Genomic DNA, 23,058 nt, shown 5'->3' with positions numbered 1-23,058 from the left:
AATCACAACTGAACGTTTTCAATAAGCTGGGTTCTTTGCTGACTGGCGCCAATAACCTTAACCGATACACCGCCCAGATCGGCACCCAGGGACGAGAGCAGGGGCGACACCACCTCGCCCAACACAGTGCCGGTCACTTCTTCGACCACGGTTTCTGCCACACCCTCAAGGATACCGGTCAGAGGCGTGAGCAACCCACCCAGAAGGCCCGTGAGACCACCCTGGCTGCAGTCGAGTGCGATGTTGTTCAGACTGACGGACAAACCCTGCAGATCGCCGGTTGATCCTTCGGAGACCGTCGCCTCCGAACACTCACCCTCGGGGCAATGCAAAATGTAAGACTGAATATCCTGGAACATTTCCTGCGCCGGAAGCGCAACACCCAGATCGCCGCTGACGCAGGCGATCACCGCCGGTAGCAAAGGCGCCTTGAGCCTGAGGATGTCGAGCTCCAGCGATCCCGGGGCAACGGCACCCGTCGACGAGTCGATGGTGCCCGTGTCGATCTCGACCACGCTGCTTTGGGTTGCGAAATCCATGTTGACGGTGTTGCTGTTACCCCGGGCGCAGTCGGCGGCAATCAACTCAGCCTCACCACCGCCGACCTGAATCGCCAGAGGAATGCTGATGCTGTCCAGTACCGTCACGTTGATCAGACCAAGGGACAACGCGCCCACCAGGTCACCCACCACGCTGGTGGCAAGTGTAACGTCAACACCGGCCTGGATACTGATATCTGCACTGCGGACCTTTGTCAGCCATTCGCCATTTTCATCCTGGCGGGCGGGGCCGAACACGATGCGGGGTGGCTCATCCACAATGATGTCGAGGGTAACGTCCACATCACCCAACAGATCAAGGGTGGACACCAGGCTGCTGATCACCGTGGAATCGGTGGTGTCGAGTTGCAATGACAATAATCCCATGGCGCTCTGGTTCGCCGCGCGCACGCTGTTCAGGACCACACTGGTGACCAGATCATACAATGGGAACGAGCTGTCACCCGACACCGTGGCGTCGCCCACCACGTCGAAAACCGCGCTGCCGTTCAATCCGCTGACGCCAACCGCGGCGGTCAGGTCGTCGATCAGGCCGCCGGCGGGTGTGGCCGCCCCACCCAGCGAGTCCCGGACCGCTTCCAGTACATCGATCAGCGGCTCATCCACCAGGTCGGCGAGATCGGCAACGCCGGCGTTGTCCAGCAGGTCGCCAACACCCACCAACGTGGATTCCAGGCTCTGCAGGCTGGTGGCATCCAGCGAGTACCCCGGCACTCCGGTCAGGTCGCCAATCAGCCCACCGAGCAGGCCGCCCTCGACTTCAGCGGTGGAGCCCACAGCGCTCAGTGTGGCGACGACCTCTTTTCGGGCTGCGGCATTGACCGACAGCTGAACCGGGTCAAACAGACTCTGGGGCAGCAGGCGGGATAACGGCTCAGAGCGGGTGTAGGAAACCAGGGCCGAGTTGGTCTGACGGATTTCACTGACCGGATCTTTGGGCAGGAAACGCAGCGATTGCGGATCATCCACACGCGGGCCGAGCAGGCCGGCGCTCACTAGCAGGTCGTCGTCATTGCCATTGAATCCGACCGCCCGGGCCGCCGCCAGAGCCCGAGCCCGCATCTCATCGATATCGCCGGTGGGGCCATTGCAGGATTGTGCGGCATCCGCAGCAGCGGTGGCCGCGGCATTGACCTGCGCCTGCATCGATGATTGCACCGACAGCAGCCGTGACCCATCCAGTATCAGTGTCAGCAACACGAAGATGAGGGTTAACAGGATAGGGGTGAGCGCAATCAATACCCCGCGCTGGGCGCGCCTGTTAATCGTCATCACGCGTTGACTCGTTGATGCTGTCCGGAATCGGCCGCGAGAATGTCTCCTCGACGCGTTCCAGAGTCTTCACATAGATTGCCTGGCTGAGTTCGCCACCCACTGCCGGCTGCGATGCCTGCTCATCAAGAATTTTCGCCACATTGCTCCTGGCGTCTTTCTGAAAGGATAGCCCCATCATTCCGCCGAGCTGCGCCTCGCTCGACTCCACGCTCTGTGCGTATACCGAGGCGCTGCCCATCACAGACATCGCCACTGCCACGCTTACTGCGATCATCTTCATGGCCGGCCTCCCAGGATGTTTTTAGCCACTTGCTTTCCGGCAGACAGGTCTGCCTCTTTCAGGCGCAGGTCTTTTTTCAGGTCATTGAGGGCTGCTTCACCACCGTTCAGGTAGTAGGCAGCGACCATATTCTGCCGCACCGCGGCCTTGCCTTTGGACAACTCATAGGCCGTTCGGAGCTCGAAGGCCGCGCGACCGTACTGTCCACCAACCATCAGGGCGTAGCCATAATCGTTGCGGATCTCGGGCACCGCTGGCGACATGTTTTTTGCACGAGCGAGTATGTCGATGGCGTCCGTAATTTTGCCCTGCTTGACGTACACCACACCCAACCCATGATACGACTCGTACGAATCGCACGTTGCAGCGATGGCCCTGAAGGCATCAGCGGAGTCTTCAACCTGCTCCACCTGCGCCAGCAACTGCGCCCAACGCAGCCAGTGATGCTGCGTATCGAATGACAGCGATTCCAGTTGCGCCAGCGCGGCATAGTACTCTCTGTCGCTCATCAGCGAGTCGATGAGATCCAGCTCAACCCGATGCTCGGGCTGTACCGTTGTTGAGCAACCCACGGTGTAGATGGGGTCGTTGAGCGGCCTCTGGCTTGTGGTTTCCTGCTCGGCCACATCGGAGGACGCACAGCCTGCCGTCATCAGGGTCAGTGCCACCAGAAGACAGGGCAGCGTCTTAACCGGATAGTCCGTTCGACCGTTAGATTTCATAGCGTTTTCCTTCACTGACATCGTCGATGGCGCCTGTTTAGTTTTGTAGCGTATCCAGAATCGAGAGCACCGCCGGCCCCCCGATGAGCATGAACAGAGCGGGCAGCATGCAGACCATCATGATGATGGTCATGCGGGCGCCGATCCTGTTGGTCTCTTCTTTCAGCTTGCTGCGTTCCTCGTGCTGGGCTTCCTCGATGATCTGATCAAGGCTGCCGGCCACTCGGGAACCCAGGGTGCCGCTTTGCTTCATGAGAGTGACGTAGCTTCGCAGTACGGTGATGTTCCGGTTCCGCCCCAGTTCGTCCAGCGCTACCGTGCGATCTGCCCCGCTTTCCATTACACGGTTGAACCGATCAACCCGATGGATCAGGTGGGGCATAAGATCCCGCGCCTGGGCAGACACCAGTTTGAGGCTTCGCTCCGGCGACAGGCCCGCCTCAAGCAGCATCCGCGTCATGTGGCACAGTTCGATGGCTTCCCGGTTCTGCTGTTTCTCGGACAGGGCGCCAGAGGTTCGAATGGCCCGGCGCGGCAAATAAAAAGCAACAAGCGTTGTGATCACCGCCGCTACCACACTGAAAAAGATAAATGCAGCCACGGTGACGCAGGCGGGAAACACCCAGCAAGCGATGAGATAATACTGCCGTGACCGGTAAGGGCTTCGCCCGGCGGTTTCCAGGGCCGGCTCCAGCTCTTTGTAGTCTCCGGCAAACAGCGGCCGATTGACCAGCCAGAACACCAGATCCGCCAGGGCAGAATCGCCATCAGGGTCATCCGCCGCCAGGCGCTGGCGTGTCAGCCGGGCGTTGATGCGGGCGCCCAATGACCAGGACGGCGCGCCAAGAATGCCAACAATCAGCGACAACAGCCCCAGGATCAGCGCGGCCGCAAAAACCATCTCAACCACGGCCCACCCCCCGGATCAGGTTCCAGATCAGCAGGCTGCCCAGCACCTGCAGGAAGCCGGCAATCATCAGCAACGTGTGCCCGGTGTCCGTGTTGAGCAACACCGCAGAAAATTCTTCATTGAGTATGACCATGTACGCCGCCAGCCCGGGCGGTAACACGGCGAACACCACCGCGGTGAAGCGGGTTTCCGCCGTTGCCGCCATGAACTCCCGCCGCAGTTCCTGCTGGGAGCGTATGGCCTTGGTCACTTCCTGCAGCACCGGCCTGATGGAGGAACCAAACCGGCTGGTGGTGCGCAGCGCAATGGCCAGCTGGGTCAGCGCAGGCACCCGGTACATGGTGGCAAACCCCTCGAACAGGGAGGTGTAATCGCGCCCCTGCTTTATGGCACCGCGCAGCCGGAACAATAGCGGTTCGAACACCGGCGAGGCGTCTCCGAACGCTGCCAGCAAACCCTGCTCGGTAGACCGCCCGGCCGTGATTGAGCGCAGCAACGAATCCAGAATAACCGGCATTTCTTCCAGTATCTGACGACGGAGTTTCTCGAATTTCACGCGCCACCAGGTAATGCCTGCGGACACCACGAAAAACAGGCCGATCAGGCCCTCAATCACGCCCCGGGCAATGGCCACGGCCACCACGAGGGCGAGGGCCAGAATCACCAGGCTGATGGCTTTGCCGGGAGACATGGTAAAGCCCGCTCTGATCAGGGTTTTCTCGAGCGGGCCCATGTCAACTTTTTCATCGTCTCCGCGCTGGTCGGACACATCAGACCGCAACCGGCGCCGCACTCGTCCCGTCATCGTCCGGGAGGCACTGGCCTGGCTCCAAAGCCCCTGGAGCACCACCAGGATCAATGCGAAAAAGCCTAATATCATCGACAGCAACAGAATCAGCTGAACACTCATACGGGCTCCTCGGCGGGGGGCGAGAAGTCAAGATCCGGCGAGCGGTACAGCGACTCCATCCGATACGGGTCAGACATGGTGGGTTTCAGCGCAACCACTTCGCTGATCAGACGGCGGCCGTTGGGCAAGCGGCTGAGCTGAACGATGATATCCAGTGACGAGCCGATCAGCCGTCCGATGGCCCGCTCACCGGCATCGTACCCATTGACCGCGAGCAGGGTTTCGATCCGCACCAACGCATCTTTTGCCGAGTTCGAGTGGATGGTGCTCATGGAGCCCTCGTGTCCGGTGTTCATCGCCTGCAGTAATTCGATGATTTCACCGGAGCGCACCTCACCCACGATGACCCGGTCCGGGCGCATCCGCAATGCGTTTACAATCAGATCCCGCGCGGTCACCTTGCCCGAACCTTCGGTGTTGGCCGGGCGGGTTTCAAGGCGAACGATGTGTGGGTGGTTCAGCTGCAGCTCGGCGGAGTCTTCAATGGTCACCACGCGCTCATCTTTGGGAATGTACTGGCTCAGCATGTTAAGAATGGTGGTCTTACCGGTACCGGTGCCGCCACTGACCAACAGATTCCGACGGCCCTCAACCACCGAAACCAGCAGATCCAGGCATTCGGAGGTCATTGCTCCGCTGTTGACAAGATCTGTGGCAGACAGGTGCTTGTTGCTGAATTTCCGGATACTGAGGGAAGGTCCGTCGAGGGCAATCGGGGGCACGATGGCGTTGACACGGGAACCGTCCGGCAACCGGGCATCCACCATCGGGCTGCTCTCGTCGATACGGCGTCCAAGCGGTGCCAGGATCCTGCGAATGATCCTGACAACGTGCTCGTCGTCGATGAAACGGGTCTGTACTTTCTGCAGCACGCCGGCGACTTCAATGAACACCACATGGGCGCCGTTCACCAGGATGTCGTTGATCTGATCATCCGCAAGCAGGGGCTCAAGCGGACCGAAACCGACAATTTCGTCGAGGGTTTCCCGGGCCAGCATGGTCTGATCCGGCGTAGCCAGCGGAATCCGGTGGTTGGCAATGTACTGGCCCACGGCCGTTTGCACGAACGCCTGGAGCGACTCGCGAGTCGCTTTTTCGACTTCCACACCTTCCTCATCGAGCCGCTCAATCAGGTAGATATGAACGCTCTTTTTGAGTTGCTGGTAGTCTTCGTCAATTCGAGTCGCCACGCTTTACCCCTGGGTGCTACTTCCGGCCCAAAAAACCAAAACGGTGTCTTGAGGGTGACTTTGACGAGAACGTTGAACGAACGTAGCCACTCAGTTTTTTGTGGTATCCGGAGCGGCTGGGCAGCATGCCAAGAGGCACGCCGGCATTGATCGAGTCGAGGCGGTGGCGCCACTCCATGGGCAGCACCAGGTCGCAATCCACACCCGCGGTCTTTTCGATGTCGTCGATCGACAGCTTCGCCCGCCGCTCGTAACCGTCAACGATCAGGCATTTGCGACACTCTGCGGGCAACCATTCATCCACTTTCTCAAAAAACGCCTCGGCCTCCTGAACCTGATCCACCACCGGGTGCATAACCACATATAGGCGACTAATGTTCGCGCCAATGGCTGACAACCACATCTCGGCCAGATCGTGATCGACGCGCACAATCACTTCATCAAACAGTTCGCCGAGCTGGGTGAGGGTGATGAACAGATCGGCGCCCGCGTCACCGCCCAGCTCGCCGCGGTCGAGACCGCCCGAGAGCAGGCGCAACCCTTTCGAGTACTCGCCAAGGGCGGCTTCAACAAAGGATCGGTCAATCGAGTCTTGCCGCGTAACCATTTCATCAAGAGTCAGGCGATTCAGGTTATCGAAATAAAAGGTTCTCTCACCGCGAGACAGGGAGTCGATTGCCAGAACCTGCTTGTCTGGCAGTGCACGATTGATTTCACTGACAAAGTTCTGACAGAAAAAGCGGGTATCGGCGACAGCGCTCACCGAGGTGACCAGGGTGATGTTGCGGCGCGACCGCCCACCCTCTGCCGGGGTTGGCTTTTTATTGGCCGCTTCAATTATCCGGCGTATGCGCTCCGGGGCTGACTCCGTATCGACACCGGTAATCAGGCAATCCCTGGCGCCAGCACGCATGATTTTGAGCAACATATCCTGGGAGATGCGCTTGGCAATGGCGATTAGCTCGGCCGATTCGCACACCTTACGGATGGCGGCAAAAGTCTTGATGGCCCGCTCCGGATTGTCTTCCTCAACGGCGACCAATACCACGGGCGCACCCATCGCCTTGACCAGGCGGCTTACCCGTGAAAGATCCGAGGAGCTGACGGATTCAACGGTCCATTCGCTGTCGAGGGAACGTTCCAGCCAGACCCTGACACCAATGTCGTCAGCTACACAGACAAGGGATTCGTTCATGTATGGTACTCCCTACCAACTCAGTCCATGTTCAATGGGCTCACCAGCTTTTCGTGTTCCCATGAACATGTCCGGCCAGTCCGTGCTGCTGCTCTCGTATTCCATACCGAAACGTTTGACGGAATCGGGCATTTTTTTCTGAGGGCTGACGATTCGGGGCGTGACCACCATGATCAGCTCCTTTTCCTCAGTGGATACCCGGTCGGAGCGGAACAGCGCGCCGAGAATGGGAATGTTGCCAAGCCCGGGCAGACGATCACTGTTGTTTAGTGTGGATCGGCTGACCAGCCCGCTGATGATGAACGTTTCGCCGGGCGCCATGGAGACGGTTGTCTCGGTGCGGCGAATCCTCAGGCCGGGCACCGCAACCCCGGATGTGGCAACACCCGCGGTAAAGTCCAGCTCGCTGACTTCCGGAGCCACCTTGAGAATGATCTGGTCATCTGCAACGACGGTGGGGGTTAACGACAGGCTCACGCCGAATTCCTTGAATTCGATTTGCGTGCCATTGTTATTCGACTGGGTCGGAATCGGAAATTCCCCACCTGACAGGAATGTGGCGCTTTGCCCACTCAGGCTGACCAGTGACGGCTCCGCCAGGGTATAGGCGAACCCGCCGGACTCAAGCGCGTTAATGATGCTGAGCGAGCTGCTGCCAAACCCGAACAGGTTGAAGCCTTCACTGGAAATGCCGGCAGCCGCGCTTGAAGGCGACCCGAAACCGCGAAATCCACCGCCACCGGGAGGCGCAATCCCAAAACTGCTGTTGCCACCATTGAACAGCTTGGCGTAGTAGAGCCCCAGCGTGTTCAGCTCACTGCGATTGACTTCCACAATGCGTATGTCGGTCTGTACCTGCATGGCAAGCGGTGATTTCGCACCACGGGTGGCACTGACAACCACACTGGACACCCGCGGCTCGTCATCGCCTTCCAGCCAGATACTGAGCGTTGCGGTGCCACTGCCCTGGGCGGTGACCAAAACTTCTGAATCGCCCGAGGCGGTGATCCTGACAATATCCGGATTGGACGTGGCCACTTTGCTCAGCTCACTCGGGAAATTCAGGGCGCGCTGCTCGCCGGGCCCCATTTCCAGCACGGCCTCCTGCTGCTGGGCCGCAACGCTACCGACAAGAAACAGCAACACCAGAACCTGGCTTGCGGTTGTGATTAACCGGTGCATTCCTCGCTTACTGGACATAAACATTCCTTGCTTCGGAGCCTTCAAACACCTGCACCTTGCGCCCCGGATCTTCAGGCGGGCGCTCAACAGTTGCGCTTCTCTGGGGCGCCCGCGGCGCTTCCGGAATCAGGTCAGACAGGAAAATGGCTGTTTCTTCCTCGGCCGCTTCCGGTTTTTCAGCCTCGGGGTCTGCAATCACCACGGGCGATCGCTTCACGGCCGTGAAATTAAGCTGCGCCTCTCTCGAGGCCAGCACCAGCGCTCTGACCTCCTCTTCGGGCACCGCCAGCACCATCGTGCTGTTGCGCCGGCGCTCGTCATCGGAAGAGGCAGATCCCACCGTGGTTTCGCCCTGCACCGCCAGCACTTCGATGGATTTCAGCAACGTTTTCGACGACGACTCGCCATCTGCGCGGCCCTTGAACGAGGCGACCACATCGACGAAGTCGCCTGGCTTCAACAAGCCGCCGATACTGGCCACACCGCTCATTTCAAGAGCGATGGCGGTATGGCCGTCCGGTACGATCTGGCGGATCAGACTTTGCTTTTCGAGGGTCTGAGCGGTTAACAGTTCACCGGGTTCCAGAGCAGTCTCGATGGTGAGATCGTAAGGCACATCGGCAACAGCGATGGCGCCCTCGATGGGTGAGGCAGTTTCGATTTCAATAAAGCTCTCGGCAGACAGGGTGTCGCCCGCCTCGATTGGATGAACGGCCACCACATAACGGTAAACCGGTGCCTGCTCGGCCTCGGGCGCGGTGGTTCCGGATTCCGACCCGGTAGACAGCGCTTTCTGCGCCTCTTCGGCGGCGTCGTACTTCATCAACCCGAACAAGGCCAGGGCAATGGCCAGCGCAGCCATGAGAAGAGAAGGGATAAAATAAACAAAACGAGACTTCATAGTGGCTTCATCCCGTACTTACAAAGGTATGGTTTCGGGCTGTCTGACATAAACACCTCATCCTTGAGCAAAGCCGCGCAAAATCAGAATGCCACCGCAGACCGGACCTCGATGGTATCCGGTAACGGTGGAAACTCTCCCAGGAATCCGAATTGCAGCTGTGGCACGAACGGGGACTCTTGCCCGTTTGCCACCACCCGGCACTGGACGAGCGAGACGCCACCCGCGCCCTCTACGCTGCAGCCTCGCTCGCCGGAGCGAGACACCAGTGAAGCCGGCAAATCGGACATCAGGAATTCCAGCGCCTCGGACGCCCGGGTAACCGCCTGTTGCCCGGCGTTTTCTCCGAACTGACTGCGGTCGAGCGACATCACCGACGAGGCCGCACGATCCACAGCCTTCTGAAGCTGAAATTTCTGGAAAAACACCACACCGTAGGCCGCCGAGCCGTAGACCATGGCCACGATCAGAGGAAAGACCAGCAGGAATTCCAGCGCGACAGCGCCCCTGCTGCGACCGATCGTGTTTACGTTTGGATATGACACCATGATCTTCGCCCAGTCATCCGCTGTGCAACGCCCGTTCCGGCCTCGTCTGCAACTGCCGGGCCAGGGAAAGCTCAAGCCAGCGCCTGTTCGTTACGGGGTGCCACCAGAGGTGTCAGCCGCATCGGTGAAGATACCTTCAAACGCGCCCGAAACAATGGTCCCGAGACCACTATCACTGGCCGCAAGTGCGCCAATGACAATGATGATGGCCGCTGCCAGCACAAGATACTCGAGTGCGGAAGCGCCCTTCTGCCGATTGGGGCTAGCGATAGAACCGAATCTTTGTCGTATGGTATGCAAGCTCATGGTATGCCTTCCGTTTAATTGTTTTTCCGACTGCCCGACCCTGAAACCCTCCAGAGCCTTACTCTCACTTGATCTTAGCATCGGTTGCTTGTAAAGGTGTGTAATTTTTATGGCATTATTCGATAACTATTATTGTCTTTTTATGTGATCTAGCTCTCACTCAGCAACATACCCCCTACACTCCTGTCCCAACAAGCGGCATAACGCAGCAAAATGTCAACTTTCGTGAAAACCATGCAGATCAGGCCTAAACGTTATATTTCGCGATGTTGCATGATTATCATTACCGCTTCCATTGGCCGAAAGTACCGGTTGGGCTATTTGTGCCAGCGGCCGTCTCGCCAGAACTTGATGGGGTCCAGGCCGCGAGCGGACAACTCATCTTCGACACATGCGCGCATACGTTGATAAATGGGCTCACCCATGTCAGACCGCTGGCGAAAAATACTGGCCAGGCGCCGCGCAAAAAACGGGCAGGGCAAATCGTCGTTGGCAAAGCCGTAGCTCATGACTCGTGACGCGCCGAACAACGGGCCCAACTGACTGAGCCGGAAGCCCGGATCTTCGCGCTGGATGCGCGCCAGGATGTCGCTGCCCTTCTCCGGGCTACGAACGAATATTGCAATGTCTTCCGGGTATCGGAAGAGGTAGCGGATCAAGATGGAAGTGGGTGCGGAAATTCGCTGATTCGCGCGCTGACGGAAGCGATAGAACGCTTTTACCTGGATGCCAAGGGTCCAGTATGCCTCGGCACTGGTCAGCTCAAAACTTTCCCGAAACAGCGAAAACAGGCTTTCGTTATTGCCCAGAATGGGCTGGGTTCTGCGGGAATACGCCCTGAATGCGGCATCGGAAACTGGCTCATTGTTCGTCCAGTTACCTTTACGCAACGCTTTTTCGGGGTCCAGGTCCCTGGAGACCGCTTCATCCTCCAGCACGCGAAGGTAGTGGCTCTGGAACCAGTCGCCCCACTGTGCGTGCAGCTCTGCGGAGAACACCTGATAGGTCTCATCCGGCATCCAGGCGGCCAACGAATCCTGCTCCCGCAAGGCGGCCCAACCGTTCGATTCTATTTTGCGGATGTCTGGCTGAACATCTACCCCGGCCGCCTCTGCGTACCGAAGCAGCAACGTCAGAAACAGTTCGCCAAACTTGCCTGCCACCAGCATTTGCAGTCGGGTTACCGGCAAACTGCTGTTGGCAGAGCCCGCCCCGTCTTCTGCCAGCATTTTGTATGAAGAAATGTAGGACCGCCCGAACAATGGCGCAAAACCACTCTTCTTGGGCATCACATCACTGCCGTCCACCCCTGCTTCCTCGAAAGGAATATACCGTGCAAGCAGACTGAACACTTCCGGATTGGACGGACGCAGCATCAGCTGTCCGTAATGAGGGTACTTCAGCAACAGCCGTATCAGAATAGCCTGACTTGGCCGCAGGCTCGGCAGTTCGCTTGCGGTTTGATCGTCGTCGTCACTGACATCCGTGTCTGCGCTCACGTTTCCCAGCACATCGATCGACGACTTCGCACGCTTGAGCTGACTGAGGCGATTCACCGGCACGTTCATCAGCATGGCGAGGTCCAGATCCCGGACTTCGTCCCCACCCAGTACACTCTCAAGCATAACTTTCAGATACTGCAAATTTTCGCCGCAGATCGGTTTACTGGGATGGATCAGCTCATTTTTGTGTGACACAGACATGTTTATAATCTCTGAGAGCAGTTTTAACTGACAGGAATTTTACACGTTTTCCCCACCCGGTTTCGATGGTAATATTGGCCTCTTCGCCCGATGGCGGAGCGCTCTCCGACGTTGACATAAAAGAGCATCTGTGAAGTACATTCAGTTTCAAGAAGGTATGGTCTGTGTCAGTAATCGGGGCGAAAACGTTTTTCTTTTTCGAGGGTGAGTCTCAACCCTCGGATATCGTAATCAGCCAACCGGACTATTTTCAGAAACCGGACCTGGTATTGCCGAAGTCGGGCATCACTCTGCTCTACGGCCACAAAGGGCCCGGCAGCCTGATCGGCGCGGCTATCCGCAGGAGCGCCAGTGAGAATGTCGGCGTGTGCTTCGCAGATGTGAAAATTGACATTGGCGACTGGGACGCCAACAAGCAAACCCTCGAAGGTTTTGACCGCTGCCGCTTTCTTAACCTGCCCACCAGGGCCAACAAAGAGATTCTCGACGACATTAACCAGCACTGGAATCGATGGCTGGATGAAGAATGCCTTGAGAGAGAATCGTTCCCACGCAAGCCCTCTGCGAACATGCACCTGCTCGACAGACTTATCAAGGAGGAGCCTTACTCCAGGCTGAATGCCATCGCGTTCGATGCAGTCACCAAATTCGGCATTTCAAAATTCGTGACCGTTTTCAACCTGGACGCCATTCTTCAGGACGAGGTTATGGTCATCCCACCCTCCACACGCGTATCGTTCGTCAGTCCCGAAATGCGCGATTGACACTGGGCACCACGTTGTTTCTGCCACTGTTTTTGGCTTCGTACAGCGCCAGATCTGCTCGCTTGATCAACGAATCTCTGGTATCGCCCGAGGCATGCTCCGCGACCCCCATACTGACGGTGATCGACTCACCCAGGCCGAAATTGTAAGCACCCACGTCCCGACGAATGGTGTTGGCAACACCAATCGCCTTATCGAGCGGGGTTTCCGTCAGAATGATGATGAATTCCTCGCCCCCCCAACGACCAATCAGGTCTGCGGCCCGCAGTTTCTGCCGCACCAGTTCCGACATGTCGGTTAATACCCGGTCCCCCACATCATGGCCAAAGTTGTCGTTGATCAGCTTGAAATGGTCTATATCGAAAAGAATCAGTGACAGCGGGTTGTCATAGCGCTGGCTGCGCTCCAGCTCATGCTGTAGAGCTTCTTCGATTTTATTGCGGTTGAACAGCCCGGTCAGACGGTCGTGCAGGGCTTTGTGCATGAGACTTTCGATCAGCCTGTGCCGGCCCAACGCACTCGCCAGGATCGGGGCGATCGTGGACAGCAGGTTCAGCTTTCTATCCAAACGGTACTCCCGGGGGTTGAAAACAAGAAATCCCTCGAGGGTCCGGTCTGCGGACAATGGGAACACCAGAAATTGCTGGGTCAGGCTCTGCTGTGTCTGATCGCTGTCTTTGTGCAGCTCCATCAGGCGGGCCATTCTGTGATCAGTACTCAGATGCAGACACTGGTACTCGGCTTCCAGCGATGCTTCGAATTCTGACTTATGAACAAGCAACTCATCGCTTGCCAACCAGCGCCTGACCTTCTCACCTTCCAGCATTGGACAGACAATAACGTGTCCCTCGGCAGCACTGCCCACGGGACGGTAGACATCTTCTTTTTCGTTCAGCATCCAGCAACGAAGACTGGCGGCAGGGATTTGCATGAACGAGATGATTTTACTGACGGCATCAACAAATGTGCTGTCATCCGGCTGATGGGGCGTGGTCATTAACTGCTGATTGAAGAACCGCAAAAACCCCTCGAACCGGGCGTTCTCTCGAAGCGCCTGTAGAGACTGGTGCCGCTCAATGGTGGCACTCGCCAGGTGAAAAGGGGTGGCCAGCTTTTCAAAATCGATCCGTGCATCTGTGTCATTATCGAAATGAAAGAAATCCAATGTACCGAGGAGTTCGTCGTTGATACCCAGGATGGGAAGAGCGGTCCAGCGAGTGACACCACTGGACTTCAGCGCACTCAGCACCTCATCCGTTGCCATGTTTTCAGGCCCCTGGAAATCCGAGAACACTTCCTTTTTAAGCACGGCAGCCGTGGCGTGAATGCCGTTTCCGAACACGATCTTGGCGCGGTTGATTGTGCTCAGGGTCGACTCGCTCACCTTCTCCGGTTCGACGACGTAATGCAGACAATCCGTCTCATCATCAAAGATGCTGATCGCGATGGACGCGTCAGTCGCGGTAACGCTCTGACAGAGCTGAGTGACCGCATGCAAAGCCTCGGGAAGCTTCTGCTCCGTCAGGGCGAAATCCACCAACTGGTAGTATTCACGAAGTAACTTTTCCTGATCACCACTTCCTGTCTTGTCATCCAGGGAAATAATGTAGCCCTGACCAAAGGTACTGCGGACCGGCTTCAGGCTGACGGTTACCGCCAATGATGCGGCATCACCGCTTTGCCGGGAATGCGCCAGCATAGAATCTTCAACATCAATGGGTGACGACACACCCTCACGCAGCAAGCGCCTCAGATTGACCAGCTCTTCGGACGTTTGATCGTCCCGGGCCAGAAGTCGCTCGAGCTTTTTCTGCGCCGCCCCCTCCGAGTTCTCCCCCAGGAATTCCACACAGGCACTGTTGAGCGATCGGACGGAAAACGGCGTTTTCTGCACCACGAACAAGGGCACATGAACCGCATTGAATATCTGCACCAGATCAAGATTGGCTACCTGAATCTGGCGCGAGAGCTGGCGATTCCGCTCCAGAATAGATATCGACTGGGACTCGGCAACGGATGCTTTCGAAAAAATCGCCCATAGCGCCACCACCGCGAGTATCAGGATGAGCGCCAGCATTAACAGCGCCAGCCAGTTTACGGGCAGCCCCAGATTCGCCATTTTATTGGTCGCCTACTTCTCTCAACGTATCCACCAAACCGAAAATATCATTGGCATTTTTGTTCCGGTCCACCAGCAATCTGTAACGAACACGAATTTCCTGGTCCTGCCGGATCGTGGGCACATTGCCGCTCACACTATCGCGCCATAACAGGGTAAAGCCTTCGCCACAGTGAATGTCGCTGGACATGTCATCCACCAGAATATACTGATGGGAATCCATATGGGTAAGAACTTTGATCACCCGGAAGTCCTGCGCGAAGACAGGTTCGGGGAAACCCTTGCCCCACGGCTGCTTCTCTATCCAGTGCGCCAGGGCAAACACTCGCTGCTTTCTGCCCAGAGGGCCATCACTCTCGCCCAACTCACCGGGCCCGGTATGTTCGCGGGACACCTTTCCAAGGTAGTCCCGGATCGATGCTTCGAACTCGGCAAGCCCGGCCTCATCCAGCTCGAGCGAGGCATACAGCGTGTCGGCCTCCCACTCAGGATTGCGGTTCATCAAGCCGGATGCGAACGACAGGGCGACCAACGCATCGGCAAGATGGATGTTTCTGGACCTCAGATAGCAATGAACCCGGTCCGCGTCTTCGGTTTTCGACGACACCAGCAAATAGACCCCGCCCAGTTGGCTGCAGTTTTGGCCTGCAACCACAGGCAACAGCGCCTCCGACAGAGAATCATTTCTCTCGGTTCTCAGGCTGTACAGGATATCGCAGGCATCGCCCCAGTCTTCGTCCGGCTCAGTCAGCGCAGGCATTGCGTCACTGCTTCCGCGAAAGCTGGGGAAATCGGCTTTTGAGGCGAGCAGCGCGGCTTTCGCGCTTTTGTCGTTTGCCACTTTACGATCATTGGTCAGCAAGCATTCGATCAGGGTCCGAGTGTCTCCTGCCAGAGCCATCACCTGGAAAAACGGCGCCAGGCAGAGAGCGACCTCTCGAGACGTAAAGGGATAATCGGCGCCGCTCTCGGTCAGCAGCGACCTCAGACCGTAACTCAGCAATCCCCGGGAATGCGCAGTTCTGGCAGGAAGGGACCATCCACGGTTGATCTGTTCAAGACCGGATCGGACCATCAGTCGCATCGGCGCAGTCATGGGCATATCGTCCATAATCACCGACAACCCGGCCAGGGCCACGTTGGTCTCCAGTCCGGAGGATTGCAGTTGCGCTACCAGGGCCTGATTACGGGGATGGGACGCGATGGATTGAGAAACCTCGTCACGCACTCTCAACAGCAGAAAATGAAGAACACAGCACAGAGTGTACCGCTTGTGAGAGTCGCCCCCGGATACAGGCGAAACGTTGAGCTGGTCCGAGGCATCATCGATACAGCCAGCCAGCGTCGAAACACCCGCAATTGGGACGTTGTCACCGGCAGCGTCAAACATGTCCCCGATACGACTGGATACGCTTCCGGCCGGGTTCAGTAACAAAATCAGATCCGGTGCCTGCTGGCTGGTGTGATTGCGGATAAGGGACTCAGCCTGCGACTCAAGTGAGCCCAACACCACATTGACCTCAGCGCCTGACCGCCAGGCCCCGAGATCGCCCCGGGAGGTCGTCACCACGTCTCTGGTGCGCCCCATTGCCTGCACGAGCAACTGAATGCCACGCTGAAAGCAGGCGGCACTCAGAATCACTTCGGATGACGCTTTGCCGACGACAAGAATTCGCTGCCCATTAAGGACGATGTGCGCAAGCATGGACGCCAGTTTCTGGAATTCCGCCGTCGCCAATTCGCTGGCAATGGTCTCAACGCCCTGCAAATCCGGAAAAGTGGCGCCCCTTGCGTCGAAGATTCCTTCTTTGACCGCGTCGAGTTCACCGGATGAGTCTGATTTGCGTACTCTGAGGTGACGATCAATGTTTGCGGTGATCACAGTATCCGGCATGCGGTGTCCCCATCGTTAGGACGATCGTTATTTTTGGACCTTTGGCTGACTGCCTCGAGCTGCTCAACGCCACTTTGCGGCTTGATTGCGCCCTTGCTAGCATCTACAGCGGGGGTATCGGGTACGCGGCGCTGTTTACCGGTATATGCACAACATCTTTTTGTAGTATAGGCGGGTTTATTCTGTATTTTCAAAAAAACCGCTGCCTCTGCAGGCAGCGGTTAATAGCTTGACGGAAGCTTAAGGTTTACAGCCAAAAGACACTTCAACCCAACCGGCAAATACAGTAACCGCGTTGGTAAAGTGAGTATTGTACGATAACCGTAATTAGTCAAACGGATATCAACACTCGACCAGCAGGGACTCGAAATCATGGCAGTCTTCAATGAAAGAAAAGCGGCGGGTCAGCTGACCGCCGAAGCCAAAAAGATTCGCCCCGAGAATCTTGAAGCGTTGCTGGCCAAACAACGCGCCATCGAAGACAAGGTAAAAGGCAGCGGCAAGCTCAACCGTTTCAAGTCAGACATCAAGCTGATGTTTGACATGATCCGGGATTACTGGAACGGCAGCTATCGAGACGTGCCCTGGAAAAGCATTGCGGCGATCGCCGGGGCGCTGGTGTATGTTCTGAATCCGTTGGACCTCATCCCTGACCTGCTCATCGGCATAGGCTTCCTTGATGACGCTGGTGTGGTTGCTTTGTGCCTGAAACTCGTTGAAACAGATCTGTTCCGCTACGCCGCCTGGAAAGAGCAACAGCGAGAGGTCACAGATTCGCATCCGACGAATTGATTAAGTTCTGGCCGGGGAGTAATCTCAGCCCCTTGCCTCGGCCTTGCCCTCTTCCAACCGTTCTGGAGTCACTGTGGATTTCGCCACTCTTATCGGTCTTGTTGGTGCGTTGCTGCTGATCGCCACGGCAGTGATTGTGGGTGTATCGCCCACCGTATTCATCAACCCGGCGTCTCTGCTCATCGTTGTCGGAGGCACCCTGTTGGTGGTTCTGGCCAAATTCAGCTTTGTCCAGTTTTTCGGCGCATTCCGGGCCGCCGCAAGAGCATTCAAGTTCAGGCTGCCAGCAACCCAATCGAGCATTGAAGAGCTGGTAGAGATCAGTAATGTCGCCCGGAAGGAGGGCGTGCTCGGCCTTGAAGGGCGCGAGACAAGCAGCCCGTTTCTGAGCCAGGGCATCCAGATGCTGGTGGACGGTCGTGATGGTGCCACTATCAAGCAGATTCTCAACAAGGAACGCCTGATGACGCTGGACCATAACCGGTCAGGCGCCAAGGTATTTACCGCCATGGCGGACGTTGCGCCCGCCATGGGCATGATCGGTACGCTGATCGGTCTGGTTCAGATGCTGTCGAATATGGAAGACCCCAAGTCCATCGGCCCTGCCATGGCTGTCGCGCTGCTGACCACATTATACGGCGCCATGATTGCGACGATGATCGCCACACCCATTGCAGACAAGCTGTCACTGCGCATGACCGAGGAGGCTCGGCTGCAATCGCTCTATACGGACGCCCTGGTTGCCATTCAGGAAGGCACCAACCCCCGAATTATCGAGCAGATGCTGTCCAGCTACCTGCCACCCAAAGAACGCGAAAGAGCCGCCGAATCCGAGGGTGCCTGACCATGGATGAACTGCCAGAGGAGGAGAAGCCGGGAATTCCGGCCTGGGTTGTCACCTTTGCCGATCTGATGTCCCTGCTTATGTGCTTCTTTGTGCTGCTACTCTCTTTTTCCGAGATTGATGCCCAGAAATTCAAGCAGATCGCCGGTGAGCTTTCCAAGGCGTTCGGTGTGCAGCGGGAGGTACCCGCGCTGGAAATCCCTCAGGGCACGAGTCCCATTTTCGACCGGTTTTCCCCCGCTCCGCCAGAGCCGACGGTGCTTGACGAGGTCAAACAGATCACAACCGATCAGAAGCCGGAACTCCAGACCCTGACAAGCCCGACGGACCAGGCGGTGGAGGCGGCGATTGAAGACCGGATGAAGGAGACCGTGGACCGGATTCTGCAAGTGTTGGAACCTGCCATCATCGATGGCCGCATCAATGTCAGCCAGGACCAGCGCCGTATTGTCATTCGCGTGGAGGAAAAAGGCTCGTTTCCATCCGGTTCTGCTCAGTTGACCTGGGAGTTTGAGGGGCTGCTGCTGGACATGGCAAAGATCCTCGCGGATATTCCCGGCAAACTGACCATTGAGGGTCACACCGATGACGTTCCCATTCGCACGGAGCGTTTTTACAGCAACTGGGACCTCTCAGCGGCCAGAGCCGCGGCCGTTGCCAACGTGCTGCTGGCACAGAATTATGTTGAGCCGGCGCGGATTGCCGTAACCGGCCTGGCCGATACAGAACCCAGGGTGCCGAACACCTCCGCAGACAACCGCGCCAGCAACCGTCGGGTCGAAATCATCATCGATCTCTCCGAGCCCATGCAGGAGCAGGAAATTCGCCTGAGGGAGCTCATCCGCTCGGAATCCGCAGACCCTGACACCGCCCTCGACATCGAGTCCGACAGCACCTCACCCGAGACCTTGAACTGGTAACCAAGCCAATCCATTTTGGTGCGATTACGCCTTAAGCGCACCTTCGTAGTGCGCTTTCATCGGAGAATGTGCGCTTAACGGTGGCACTTTATCCCGCAACCACCCCTCCGCCCTCAAAATGCATTGTTTTGGAACACCTCTTGCTTACTGTGCACTCCATTCATGCACACGTTGCCCGACAAACGGCAGCCAATTCATCTATCAGGAGCAAAACCCGTGGACATCACGAGTGCAGTACAAACCCTGACCGACAGCTCCAACACGCTGTTCATTCTGATCGGTGCCATCATGGTACTGGCCATGCACGCCGGCTTCGCCTTTCTGGAAGTGGGCACGGTGCGCCACAAGAACCAGGTAAACGCCCTGGTGAAGATCATGACCGACTTCGGCGTGTCCGCCGTGGCCTATTTCTTTGTCGGTTACTACATTGCCTACGGCAGCCACTTCATGGCCGGCGCCGCTGAACTGACCGCCGCCAACGGCTACGATCTGGTCAAATTCTTCTTCCTGATGACCTTTGCCGCCGCCATCCCCGCCATTGTGTCCGGCGGCATTGCCGAGCGGGCAAAGTTCTACCCGATGCTGATCGCGTCGGCGTTAATCGTGGCGTTTGTGTACCCGTTTTTCGAGGGCATGATCTGGAATGGCAACTACGGCTTCCAGGCCTGGCTTGAGAGCCAGTTTGGTGCAAGTTTCCATGACTTTGCCGGCTCTGTTGTGGTGCACGCTGTGGGTGGCTGGATCGCTCTGGCGGCGGTTCTGCTGCTGGGTGCCCGAAACGGGCGCTATCGCAATGGCCGGGTGGTGGCCTTTGCCCCCTCCAACATTCCATTTCTGGCCCTCGGTGCCTGGATTCTGACCGTGGGCTGGTTCGGCTTTAACGTGATGTCAGCGCAAACCCTCGACGGCATCAGCGGCCTGGTCGCCGTAAACAGTCTGATGGCCATGGTCGGTGGTGTGCTGGTCGCCATGCTGGCTGGCCGCAAGGACCCGGGCTTCATCCATAACGGCCCACTGGCCGGCCTGGTCGCTGTGTGCGCGGGCTCGGACTTGATGCACCCCGTTGGTGCGCTGATCACCGGCGGCATTGCCGGTGCCATCTTCGTTTACCTGTTCGAATGGGCCCAGGCCAAAATCGAACGCCTGGACGATGTACTGGGTGTGTGGCCACTGCACGGGGTGTGCGGCGTGTGGGGCGCTATCGCGGCCGGCATCTTTGGCCAGGAAGCCCTCGGGGGTCTTGGTGGCGTCAGCCTGATGTCTCAGATTGTCGGCTCTGTTGCCGGTGTATTGGTGGCGTTCGTGGGCGGCCTGATCGTCTACGGCATCGTCAAAGCCCTCTCCGGCCTGCGCCTGAGCGAGGAAGAAGAATTCAACGGGGCGGATGTCAGCATCCACAAGATTGGCTCTACCTCACAGGAATAAACCGTAAGTGCCAGCCGCGCAAACAGCGGCTGGCACTCCACCGCTTCACCCTCCACTTTCCCTGTGAACCCACCTTCCTCTTCCCCCGGAATTGACACTGCCCTCCGCCTGACCTTTGCTTAATCAGAGCCTTCCGGCCAGAAACTTTACACTTTCAGCCAGGATGGCCTGCCTTTTGCTGTTTCTTTTATAACGGAACAGCTGGATATCGACTCTTCACATCCGGTGAGGGGCGTGTTCAGGAGAGGTTCATGGTTATGCTGATTCAAACCCCGCCCGAGGGTATCTACGACGAGCTGTTCGACGAGAATAACCGGGTACGCCCAAGCTGCCGGGTACTGGAAAACTGGCTCATGCAGTCGGAAGAAGCCATGCTGGCCGAAAAGCGCCGTGAGGCGGATGTCCTCTTTCAGCGCCTGGGCATCACCTTCAACGTGTATGGCGAAGATCAGGGTGCTGACCGGTTGATCCCCTTCGACCTGATCCCGAGGGTGATCTCCGCCAGCGACTGGCAGCGCCTGCAAGCCGGACTGCGCCAGAGGGTTCAGGCGCTGAACCGGTTCCTGTTCGACATTTACCACGATTTCGACATTATCCGTGCCGGGGTGATCAGCGCCGAGCAGGTCTTCGCCAATCCCCAATACCAGCCCGGCATGCAGAACCTGAAGCTGCCCCGCAATCTGTACTCCCACATTGCTGGCATTGACTTGATCCGCCATAGCGACGGCGACTTCTACGTGCTGGAAGACAACCTGCGGTGCCCCAGCGGTGTGTCTTACATGCTGGAAAATCGCCGCATGATGATGCGCCTGTTCCCCGAGCTGTTCGCACAGGCGCCGGTTGCGCCGGTGGAGCAGTACCCGGCACTGCTTGGTGAAACCTTGCGCGCCGCCTCCCTGAAACCCGACCCCACAGTGGTCGTGCTCACCCCGGGCCGCTTCAACAGCGCCTACTTCGAACACGCGTTCCTGGCCCGGCAAATGGGTATTGAACTGGTGGAAGGGGCGGACCTGTTCGTTCGCCAGAACCGGGTCTACATGAAAACCACCGTGGGGCCCCAGCAGGTGGATGTGATCTACCGCCGGGTCGACGACGACTTCCTCGACCCGTTGGCCGGCAACCCCGACTCCATGCTCGGCGTACCGGGGCTCTATGCCGCCTACCGCACCGGCAATGTGGTGTTGGCCAACGCCATGGGCACCGGCGTTGCCGACGACAAGGCCATCTACCCCTTTGTCCCGGACATGATCCGCTTCTATCTGGGCGAAGAGCCAATCTTGAAAAACGTACCCACCTGGCAGGGCAGGAAGCCCAAGGATCTCAGTTACATCCTCGACAATCTCGCGGATCTGGTGGTCAAGGAAACTCAGGGGGCCGGCGGTTATGGCATGCTCATCGGACCTATGGCCAGCAAGAAAGAGCTCAGCCACTTCCGTTCGTTATTGAAAGCCCGGCCCGACAACTACATCGCCCAACCCACGCTGAGCCTGTCTACCTGCCCCACCTTCGTTGATCAGGGCGTGGCGCCCCGGCATCTCGACCTGCGCCCGTTCGTGCTCTCTGGCAAAAAGGTGCAAATGGTACCGGGGGGGCTTACCCGAGTGGCGCTGAAAGAAGGCTCACTGATTGTAAATTCGTCCCAGGGGGGTGGCACCAAAGACACCTGGGTACTGGAGGACGACCCATGCTGAGCCGTGCCGCATCAAGTCTGTTCTGGATGGCCCGCTACCTGGAACGAGCCGAAACCCAGGCCCGCCTGCTGGATGTCAGCCTCACCATGGCACTCATCGATGTGCCGGAAGATCGCGAAGAGCAGCTCTCGGTACCCTTGCTGGTCACCGGCACCCAGGCGGTGTTTCAGGAATTGTACAAGGAGACCACCCCCCAGAACTTGATCGACTTCCTGCTGCTGGACGATCGCCACCCCGCCAGTGTGTTCAGCATCATCGGCAGCGCCCGTGACAATGCCCTGCACGTGCGCGGTAACCTGTCGGCAGACGTGTGGGAAAGCATCAACCTGGCATGGATGGAACTCAAGGAATTACGCAAGAAGGGCGTGACCGAATCCAGCGCCAGCCGGGTATTTGACTGGACTCGTGAGAGATCAAACGTATTCCGGGGGGCTGCCTACGGCACCTTGCTGCGCAACGACGCCTTCAATTTCCTGCGCCTGGGCACCTTTATCGAGCGGGCAGACACCACCGCGCGGGTGCTGGATATTCGCCATCGCATGGCCACCAAATCCCTGGAGGGCCACCCGACCCAGTCGTTCTTTGAATGGACAGCCCTGCTGCACTCACTGGCAGCTTTCGAGGCTTACCAGAATACCTACGGACACAACATCGAACCGATGAACGTGGCGGAACTGCTGATCCTCAAGCGGGACGTGCCCCGCTCTCTGCACGCCTGCCTGCAGGAAATCTCCGACTTGCTGGAGCAGATCGAGAGCGGCGAGGCGCGCCGTGCACGGCGCCTGGCCACCAGCCTGTACGCCAACATCCGTTTCGGCGACCGCGAGTACATCGAGGAACGCGGGCTTCACGAGTATCTGACCGATTTTCTGGCACGTATCCAGCGCATCACCGGCCAGATCCAGAAAGACTACATGGGGTGGTAAC

The 23,058-nt window shown here is 57.8% G+C and carries 21 protein-coding genes; 7 read left to right on the top strand and 14 right to left on the bottom strand.

Going from position 1 to position 23,058, the window contains the following annotated elements; translation table 11 throughout:
- Positions 1-2: 2 nt before the first annotated feature.
- The 12 genes from MLC70_RS08965 to MLC70_RS08910 form a co-directional block, all read right to left on the bottom strand.
- Positions 3-1,832 (bottom strand): hypothetical protein, encoded by a 1,830-nt coding sequence (locus MLC70_RS08965; protein ID WP_248183196.1) that lies wholly within the window; start codon positions 1,830-1,832, stop codon positions 3-5.
- Positions 1,822-2,115: a hypothetical protein gene (locus MLC70_RS08960; protein ID WP_248183193.1), complete on the bottom strand. Its 294-nt coding sequence runs from the start codon at positions 2,113-2,115 to the stop codon at positions 1,822-1,824. The genes MLC70_RS08965 and MLC70_RS08960 overlap by 11 nt, the downstream gene beginning before the upstream one ends.
- The gene (locus MLC70_RS08955) at positions 2,112-2,837 is read right to left on the bottom strand and encodes a tetratricopeptide repeat protein (protein ID WP_248183192.1); all 726 of its coding nucleotides are present in this window, start codon (positions 2,835-2,837) and stop codon (positions 2,112-2,114) included. Before MLC70_RS08955 ends, MLC70_RS08960 begins: the two co-directional genes overlap by 4 nt.
- Positions 2,838-2,874: 37 nt before the next feature.
- Positions 2,875-3,738, bottom strand: a complete 864-nt coding sequence (locus tag MLC70_RS08950) for a type II secretion system F family protein (RefSeq protein WP_248183388.1) — start codon at positions 3,736-3,738, stop codon at positions 2,875-2,877.
- Position 3,739: 1 nt separating this feature from the next.
- Positions 3,740-4,657 (bottom strand): type II secretion system F family protein, encoded by a 918-nt coding sequence (locus MLC70_RS08945; protein WP_248183189.1) that lies wholly within the window; start codon positions 4,655-4,657, stop codon positions 3,740-3,742.
- A complete protein-coding gene (locus MLC70_RS08940) occupies positions 4,654-5,847 on the bottom strand; it encodes a TadA family conjugal transfer-associated ATPase (protein WP_248183184.1) in 1,194 nt (397 codons plus the stop codon). Before MLC70_RS08940 ends, MLC70_RS08945 begins: the two co-directional genes overlap by 4 nt.
- A 16-nt stretch (positions 5,848-5,863) precedes the next feature.
- Positions 5,864-7,042 carry a CpaE/TadZ family protein gene (locus tag MLC70_RS08935; RefSeq protein WP_248183183.1) on the bottom strand — a complete coding sequence of 393 codons (1,179 nt, stop codon included), beginning with the start codon at positions 7,040-7,042 and terminating at the stop codon, positions 5,864-5,866.
- 12 nt (positions 7,043-7,054) lie between these two features.
- Positions 7,055-8,242 carry a type II and III secretion system protein family protein gene (locus tag MLC70_RS08930; protein WP_248183182.1) on the bottom strand — a complete coding sequence of 396 codons (1,188 nt, stop codon included), beginning with the start codon at positions 8,240-8,242 and terminating at the stop codon, positions 7,055-7,057.
- A complete protein-coding gene (gene cpaB, locus MLC70_RS08925) occupies positions 8,232-9,125 on the bottom strand; it encodes a Flp pilus assembly protein CpaB (protein ID WP_248183180.1) in 894 nt (297 codons plus the stop codon). The genes MLC70_RS08930 and cpaB overlap by 11 nt, the downstream gene beginning before the upstream one ends.
- An 83-nt stretch (positions 9,126-9,208) precedes the next feature.
- A complete protein-coding gene (locus MLC70_RS08920) occupies positions 9,209-9,673 on the bottom strand; it encodes a TadE/TadG family type IV pilus assembly protein (RefSeq protein WP_248183179.1) in 465 nt (154 codons plus the stop codon).
- A gap of 90 nt (positions 9,674-9,763) precedes the next feature.
- Positions 9,764-9,979: a hypothetical protein gene (locus tag MLC70_RS08915; RefSeq protein ID WP_248183178.1), complete on the bottom strand. Its 216-nt coding sequence runs from the start codon at positions 9,977-9,979 to the stop codon at positions 9,764-9,766.
- A 317-nt stretch (positions 9,980-10,296) separates the two neighbouring features.
- Positions 10,297-11,682 (bottom strand): hypothetical protein, encoded by a 1,386-nt coding sequence (locus MLC70_RS08910; protein WP_248183176.1) that lies wholly within the window; start codon positions 11,680-11,682, stop codon positions 10,297-10,299.
- Between the two features lie 164 nt (positions 11,683-11,846).
- Between MLC70_RS08910 and MLC70_RS08905 the strand changes: the two genes are divergently transcribed.
- Positions 11,847-12,446: a hypothetical protein gene (locus MLC70_RS08905; RefSeq protein WP_248183174.1), complete on the top strand. Its 600-nt coding sequence runs from the start codon at positions 11,847-11,849 to the stop codon at positions 12,444-12,446.
- Here the strand turns inward: MLC70_RS08905 and MLC70_RS08900 are convergent.
- Together MLC70_RS08900 and MLC70_RS08895 are read right to left on the bottom strand one after the other, a co-directional pair.
- Positions 12,424-14,565, bottom strand: a complete 2,142-nt coding sequence (locus MLC70_RS08900) for a GGDEF domain-containing protein (protein ID WP_248183172.1) — start codon at positions 14,563-14,565, stop codon at positions 12,424-12,426. The two genes, MLC70_RS08905 and MLC70_RS08900, sit on opposite strands and share 23 nt — an antisense overlap.
- 1 nt (position 14,566) lies before the next feature.
- The gene (locus MLC70_RS08895; RefSeq protein WP_248183171.1) at positions 14,567-16,459 is read right to left on the bottom strand and encodes a hypothetical protein; all 1,893 of its coding nucleotides are present in this window, start codon (positions 16,457-16,459) and stop codon (positions 14,567-14,569) included.
- Positions 16,460-16,831: 372 nt separating this feature from the next.
- Between MLC70_RS08895 and MLC70_RS08890 the strand changes: the two genes are divergently transcribed.
- The 6 genes from MLC70_RS08890 (at position 16,832) to MLC70_RS08865 (ending at position 23,057) form a co-directional block, all read left to right on the top strand.
- Positions 16,832-17,251, top strand: a complete 420-nt coding sequence (locus MLC70_RS08890) for a YkvA family protein (protein WP_248183169.1) — start codon at positions 16,832-16,834, stop codon at positions 17,249-17,251.
- A gap of 73 nt (positions 17,252-17,324) precedes the next feature.
- Positions 17,325-18,095 carry a MotA/TolQ/ExbB proton channel family protein gene (locus MLC70_RS08885; protein WP_248183165.1) on the top strand — a complete coding sequence of 257 codons (771 nt, stop codon included), beginning with the start codon at positions 17,325-17,327 and terminating at the stop codon, positions 18,093-18,095.
- A gap of 2 nt (positions 18,096-18,097) precedes the next feature.
- Positions 18,098-19,015 carry a flagellar motor protein MotB gene (locus MLC70_RS08880; RefSeq protein ID WP_248183163.1) on the top strand — a complete coding sequence of 306 codons (918 nt, stop codon included), beginning with the start codon at positions 18,098-18,100 and terminating at the stop codon, positions 19,013-19,015.
- A gap of 216 nt (positions 19,016-19,231) precedes the next feature.
- A complete protein-coding gene (locus tag MLC70_RS08875) occupies positions 19,232-20,440 on the top strand; it encodes an ammonium transporter (RefSeq protein WP_248183162.1) in 1,209 nt (402 codons plus the stop codon).
- Positions 20,441-20,697: 257 nt separating this feature from the next.
- Positions 20,698-22,131 (top strand): circularly permuted type 2 ATP-grasp protein, encoded by a 1,434-nt coding sequence (locus tag MLC70_RS08870; RefSeq protein WP_248183386.1) that lies wholly within the window; start codon positions 20,698-20,700, stop codon positions 22,129-22,131.
- Positions 22,125-23,057: an alpha-E domain-containing protein gene (locus tag MLC70_RS08865; protein WP_248183160.1), complete on the top strand. Its 933-nt coding sequence runs from the start codon at positions 22,125-22,127 to the stop codon at positions 23,055-23,057. Before MLC70_RS08870 ends, MLC70_RS08865 begins: the two co-directional genes overlap by 7 nt.
- The last annotated feature ends 1 nt before the right edge of the window (position 23,058 follow it).

Origin of the sequence: Marinobacter goseongensis, assembly GCF_023156235.1 — a bacterium.
GTDB lineage: Bacteria > Pseudomonadota > Gammaproteobacteria > Pseudomonadales > Oleiphilaceae > Marinobacter > Marinobacter goseongensis.
This window is presented reverse-complemented; position numbering and strand designations above follow the sequence as displayed.